Origin of the sequence: Pararhizobium sp. (genome assembly GCF_035497515.1) — a bacterium.
Classification (GTDB): domain Bacteria; phylum Pseudomonadota; class Alphaproteobacteria; order Rhizobiales; family Rhizobiaceae; genus Pararhizobium.
Genome location: NZ_DATJDJ010000026.1, coordinates 1 through 6,273 on the forward strand (window position 1 = coordinate 1; position 6,273 = coordinate 6,273).

A 6,273-nucleotide genomic window follows, 5' to 3' on the forward strand; every position below is an offset into this window, starting at 1 on the left:
GCACGTTCTGCATGCCGCGCACGCCCCTCTTCGCCGGTGCTTCGTCTCACTGTGCGATGCTAGCAAAACCTGCGAACAATAAAACTGGTATTTTCAAATCAGATATAAAATTCAAGTATAAGCCGAAAAAATCGTAAAGGACGGCGCTAAAGCCGCATTAATTGATTTTCATCAATTTTACTTATACCGGAATTCCTTGTTTAGAGAAGCCTGACCCAAGAAACTCCAGTCGCGTTATTAATAGGGCCGGATCCTTATGCGGCGTGGCCGGATGCGGACAGAGCCGATCCGGCCAGGATTTCGCATGCTTAAATCTTGCGGCGCACCCGTACCAACATGGGACCGTACTCGCAGACGAACAGGCTGAATGCGCCCATCCACAATGCACCCGACAGCGCATAGATCGTCGGGGCAAGTTCCGGCAGGAAGCCGGCGGCGGGACGCGCAAGCGCGCACAGCACGATGGCGACATAGGAAGCAGTCGTCATTCCCGAAGCGGTCAGCACCCGGCCCGTATGGCCGCGCGTGGCGCGGGTCATCACTGCGATCATCATCGAAGCGACCGTGCCGATCGTCAGCACGTGCAGGGCGGAGACGGGATCGACTAGCCCCAGTGCCGAAAGGCCGATGGCGAGAAAGCCGAGCGGCACGAAGAGATAGGCGATATGCAGGATCGCCACCAGCATTTCGGCGAACGTCGTCCATCCGCGCCAGCGCCAGAGACGCACGACATGGAGCATGGCGGCCGCCATCCCGCCGATGGCGGTGAAGCGGCTGTCCGGCACCACCACCCACAGGCCAAGGGCCAGTACGCCAAAGGCGATCGCCACCGTATCGAAACCGTTGAAGGGCACGGGGAAATCGGTCCGCTTGCGACCGTTGATCCAGTTGCGGGTAAAGCTCGGGATGATCCGCCCGCCGATCACCATGATCAGCCCGACATAGGCTGAAATCGCCAGCCTGTAGGCCATGTCCGGATGTTCGCCGACAATGACCTCGTAGTGAAAGAATATATTCGCGATCGACAGCGCCAGCAGCCCGGTGATGACCTTGAGGTCCTTCCATTTCCGCCCTGCGACAACTTCGCGCACGCAGATGAACAGCAGCGCCGGCAGAAACAGCGCATCGACGGCCACCGCCGCAACGACCCCCGTGCTGTCCGACAGCAGGAAGGCCAGCCTGCCGACGAGCCAGAGCAGGAAGAGGAAGAACAGCGGCCAGCCCGAAACAGGAAGCCGGCCGGTCCAGTTCGGAACCGCCGTCAAAAGGAAACCGGCCAGGATTGCCGAGGAATAGCCGAACAGCATTTCATGCGCGTGCCAGTGATATGCGCCATATTGCTCGGCAAACCCCATCGCGCCGGTGATGGCGGCGATCCACAGGGCCATCGCGACCACCGCCCAGAGAGCGCCGCCGAGAAAGAACGGGCGGAAACCGTAGGAAAACAGAACAGGGCCTGTTCTTGCGAGACCTCTGGGTATGCCGTGTGGCTTGTCTCCAGTGTTCGATGTGATCGTCATGTCAATACTCCTGTATCCAGCCCATATGTCTAAAGAAACATCGCGTCCTCTTCTTTGACATCACGCAAGGAAACTCCGGAAATCTTTGTGCCGGAGCAAAGATCGCGGGGCGGTCTGGAGTAGATTCCAGATCAACAGAACGGAGAGACCTCCGCTCTTGCCCAAGGAGAAAACCGATGACCGAACATATCCAGATGACCCGTCGCTCGATGCTGGCCGGCGCGGCTTTCGTCAGCGCCATGGCGCCCTTTGTTACGGCGCGCTTCGCGCAGGCCGAAGAAGCGCCTGCCGTCATGAACCCGACCGACCTGTCGGCCTTGCCGCGCACCAAGGTCGAACTGGTCAGGCCTCCCTTCGTGCATGCTCATACGCAGAAGGCCGTCGGCGGCCCCAAGGTGGTCGAATTCACGATGACCATCGAGGAAAAGAAGATCATCGTCGACGATCAGGGCACCGAAGTCCATGCCATGACCTTCAACGGCTCGGTGCCGGGCCCGATGATGGTCGTCCACCAGGGCGACTATGTCGAACTGACGCTGATCAATCCGGAGACCAATACGCTCCAGCACAATATCGACTTCCACTCGGCCACGGGTGCGCTCGGCGGCGGTGCGCTAACGGTCGTCAACCCCGGTGAGAAGACCATCCTTCGCTTCAAGGCAACCAAGGCCGGCGTCTTCGTCTACCATTGCGCACCTCCCGGAATGGTGCCCTGGCACGTTACTTCGGGCATGAACGGCGCCATGATGGTCCTGCCGCGCGAGGGCCTGAGCGACGGCCAGGGGAACGCCCTGACCTATGACCGCGTCTACTATGTCGGCGAGCAGGATTTCTACGTGCCGAAGGACGAGACAGGGACGTACAAGAAATATGAAAGCGTCGGCGACGCCTATGCGGATACGTTGGAAGTCATGCGCACGCTGACACCCAGCCATATCGTCTTCAACGGTGCCGTCGGTGCGCTCACAGGCGAGAATGCGCTCAAGGCCGCGGTGGGCGAAAAGGTGCTGATCGTCCACTCGCAGGCAAACCGCGACACCCGGCCGCATCTCATCGGCGGCCATGGCGACTTCGTCTGGGCAACCGGCAAGTTCAACAACATGCCGGACCGCGACCAGGAGACCTGGTTCATCCCGGGCGGAACCGCCGGTGCCGCTTTCTACACCTTCGAGCAGCCGGGCATCTATGCCTATGTGAACCACAACCTGATCGAAGCCTTCGAGCTTGGCGCCGCCGCCCACTTCACCGTCACCGGTGACTGGAACGACGACCTGATGACCTCGATCCTCGCACCGAGCGGCGTCTGACCGCCACCGAACCGACACGGGCCTGCACCGCAGGCCCGTGTCTTCGGCATAATCCGGCACTCATGCCGGGGATCGCCTTTTGGGGGGCGACAATGTCAACACTTCAAGCACGTCCTGCCCTTCCTTTCATCCAGACCCTCATTCCAGCCCTTGTTCTCGCGGGCCTGTCCGGCGCGGTCGTCCATCAGGCGGGTTTTCTCGCCGGGCCGCCCGCAGAGGCGGCGCTCTACGCGCCGCAGACCGTGACGATCGAGCCGCGCCAATTCTCCTATCGCGCCGATGGCGAATATCTGCGCGGCAGCCATGTCATCGACGCGCCGATGGCGACGGTGGATGAAAGTCGTCCGCTGACCATCATGAAATACCAGGTCGCGCACAGCGATTACGACCATTGCGTAGCGGACGGCGCCTGCAAGGCTGCGGAAGGTGTACATCAAATCCGGGAAAACATGCCCGTCACCGGCGTCAGTTATGACGACGCACAGGCTTATGCCGCATGGCTTTCGCGCAAGACCGGGGAAACATGGTCGCTGCCGACGGACGAGCAACTGGCCTTCGCGGCCGGGACGGGCTTTCCCGACGATGCCTTCGGCCTCGATCCGGACAGCAGGAATCCCGCGCTCCGCTGGCTTGCCGACTACAAGCGCGAAGCTGCGGAGCGCTCGAAGCGTGATCCCGTTCCCCGCATTCGCGGCAGTTTTGGCGAAAACGAATTCGGGCTGGCCGATTTCGGCGGCAATATCTGGGAATGGACCGATACATGCCATCGTCGCGTCCAGGTCGATGGCGAGGGCACGGCGCTGCGCGACGAGCCGTCCTGTGGGGTTTATGTGACGGTGGGAAACCATCGCTCGCCCATGACATCCTTCGTGCGTGACCCGAAGGGGGGTGGCTGCGCGGTGGGAACGCCTCCCGACAATCTCGGTTTCAGGCTGGTCAAATCCACCCGGTGGTACGCGCCGCTGATCAGCAGGTTGCGAGACAGGGGCTTTCCCGTCTGAGAAGGTCTTTCCTGCAAAGGCCGGGCGCGACAAATCGCCATCGTAACTTCCACTGATCCGCGCCGTCATGCTAGAACCGCGCCGACGCAGATGGAGTGACGCCGGTGAAAATAGACAAGAGCTTGGTCAGGTCCTTTGCGCTGTTCGACAGGATGAGCGACGACGAGCTCGACAAGCTGCTGAACCACTCCACGGCGCGGCGGGTGCTCCCGGGAGATGCCGTGTTCGAGCAGGGCGGCGCGGCAACGCATTTCTTTCTGCTGCTGCACGGACGACTGAAAGTGACGCAGGTGACCCAGGACGGGCAGCAGATCATCGTGCGCGTCGTCCATCCGGGCGACCTGTTCGGCTTTGCCAAGGCGCTGCAGCGCACCGATTATCCCGGGACCGCGCTTGCGGTCGCCGAAAGCATCGCGATCTGCTGGCCGACAGAGCTCTGGCCCCAGTTCGTCGACAAGAACCCGCACCTCGCCGTGACCGCGATGCAGACCATCGGCCAGCGACTAGAGGAAGCCCATACGCGCATTCGCGAAATGTCGACGCAGGAGGTGGAGCGCCGCGTCGCCCACGCCGTCCTGCGGCTCGCCGGCCAGGCGGGAAAGAAGGAAGGCGCCGGCGTGCGGATCGATTTCCCGATATCGCGCCAGGACATTGCCGAAATGACCGGCACGACGCTTCATACCGTTTCGAGGATTCTCAGCGCCTGGGAGGCGAAGGGACTGGTGGAGGGCGGCCGCCAGAAACTCCTCGTCAGCGATGTCGAGGGGCTGACGGCCCTGGCCGACCACATCAAGGACTGACGATCGCAACGATCCGCGCGTCTTCGGCTGGAAATTTGCGTTATGTCAAAGATCGATTCGCCGATCCGGCTATTTTAACCCTCGTGAAGCCGATCGGGCTTCTGATTCAGGAGTAAGACATTGAGCAAGTTCCTTAAGACTCTGGTTGGCGCCGCCTTCCTGACCGCGGCCTTCGGTTCCATGGCCGCTGCCGCCGACTTCGAGGTTCACATGATGAACAAGGGCGCGAGCGGCGCCATGGTCTTCGAGCCGGCCTTCGTCAAGGTTGCGCAGGGCGATACCGTCACCTTCATCGCAACGGACAAGTCCCATAACGCCGAAACCATCAAAGGCCTCATCCCCGAGGGCGCGACCGCCTTCAAGGGCAAGATGAACGAGACCATCAAGGTGACCTTCGACGTTGCGGGCGCCTATGCGATCAAATGCGCGCCGCATGTCGGCATGGGCATGGTCGGCCTTGTCGTCGTCGGAGACGCACCGGCCAATCTCGACGCGGTCAAGACCGCCAAGCTACCGAAGAAGGCCCGCGAACGTCTCGACGCGGAGATCGCCGCCGCCGGTCTCTGAGACCACCGCTTCCGTTCCTCGATTGCCCGGCCCGCCGGGCAATCCGAACTGCAGGTCGGAGCGGCGCTTGCCCACGGGCGCGGCAGAGAGCCGCACCTGCCGATCCCAAAATGACATCCGCTCCTGTCGCGATGTCACGCTTGCCGTATTGCCGATGCGACCATCGCCTTCCGAGGGATTGAAATTCCTCTGAAGGGGTGCAACCATCACATGCGCGGCGCAGTGCAAGACGCAGAAATTCAGGGTGGACAATGACCGAGGGCCATGAATTCCGGCAATGTGAGCGCCTCGATCCGCGCCACTCCCGCACGGACCGGGACAAGACCCTCCTTCGCCGCACGCACGGTGCACTTCCCGTTCCTTCCCGAGTGACCGGCCCGCACCTGTGGCTCAAATCGCGCTTTGCCAGGTGCGACGCAATGCGCGTTGACGACAGACTGCGGACTATCGGAAGAGGAGGCGCGTCGAACGTGTATCGACGGGCGGATACAATGAAATTTGCCGATGAAGCCGTTTGGCGGATGATCAGCCAGCATCGTGAAACGGAAGCAGCACAGGAGAGCGGGAAATGGTCAAGCAACTAACCTCCGGGGAACGACAATTTGCAGCCGTCATTCTCGTCGTCCTTGCCGTCCTCGGCATCGCCATGGCGGCGGCCGGCCGCGCCGATCCGCTTGGCGTCCATGGATTGATCGTGCTGCTCTATAGCGGCGCGCTTCTCTATGTCGTGCTTTCCTCCTTCTACGAGCCGGAGCCTGACCTCAGCTTGAGGACGCGCTATTACGACGACCCGATCAAGGTGGGCATCGCGCTCACCATGGCCTGGGCGGTCTTCGGAATGTTCATCGGCGTCTGGGTCGCGGCACAGCTCGCCTGGCCCAACCTCGCCTTCGACGCCGCCTGGTCCAGTTTCGGCCGCCTGCGTCCCGCCCATACGACCGGGGTGATCTTCGGCTTCGGCGGCAATGCGCTCATCGCCACCTCCTTCCACGTCGTGCAGAGGACATCGCGGGCGCGGCTGGCCGGCCAGCTCAGCCCCTGGTTCGTGCTGTTCGGCTTCAACCTCTTCTGTATCCTT

At 61.8% G+C, this 6,273-nt stretch carries 6 protein-coding genes; 5 read left to right on the forward strand and 1 reads right to left on the reverse strand.

The window, feature by feature from the left end; genetic code table 11:
* Window positions 1-308: 308 nt before the first annotated feature.
* The gene (locus VL202_RS02400; protein ID WP_325462589.1) at window positions 309-1,520 is read right to left on the reverse strand and encodes an NnrS family protein; all 1,212 of its coding nucleotides are present in this window, start codon (window positions 1,518-1,520) and stop codon (window positions 309-311) included.
* 176 nt (window positions 1,521-1,696) lie between these two features.
* Between VL202_RS02400 and nirK the strand changes: the two genes are divergently transcribed.
* From nirK to VL202_RS02425, 5 genes are all read left to right on the forward strand, one after another.
* Window positions 1,697-2,827, forward strand: coding sequence for a copper-containing nitrite reductase (nirK, locus tag VL202_RS02405; RefSeq protein ID WP_056338966.1), 1,131 nt, complete (start codon window positions 1,697-1,699; stop codon window positions 2,825-2,827).
* Between the two features lie 92 nt (window positions 2,828-2,919).
* Window positions 2,920-3,828: a formylglycine-generating enzyme family protein gene (locus VL202_RS02410; protein WP_325462590.1), complete on the forward strand. Its 909-nt coding sequence runs from the start codon at window positions 2,920-2,922 to the stop codon at window positions 3,826-3,828.
* A 104-nt stretch (window positions 3,829-3,932) separates the two neighbouring features.
* On the forward strand, window positions 3,933-4,628 hold the full coding sequence (locus tag VL202_RS02415; RefSeq protein WP_056338963.1) for a Crp/Fnr family transcriptional regulator: 696 nt from the start codon (window positions 3,933-3,935) through the stop codon (window positions 4,626-4,628).
* 180 nt (window positions 4,629-4,808) lie between these two features.
* The gene (locus VL202_RS02420) at window positions 4,809-5,195 is read left to right on the forward strand and encodes a pseudoazurin (protein WP_056339153.1); all 387 of its coding nucleotides are present in this window, start codon (window positions 4,809-4,811) and stop codon (window positions 5,193-5,195) included.
* Between the two features lie 568 nt (window positions 5,196-5,763).
* The coding region (locus VL202_RS02425; protein ID WP_325462591.1) for a cbb3-type cytochrome c oxidase subunit I at window positions 5,764-6,273 on the forward strand (510 nt) is incomplete at its 3' end.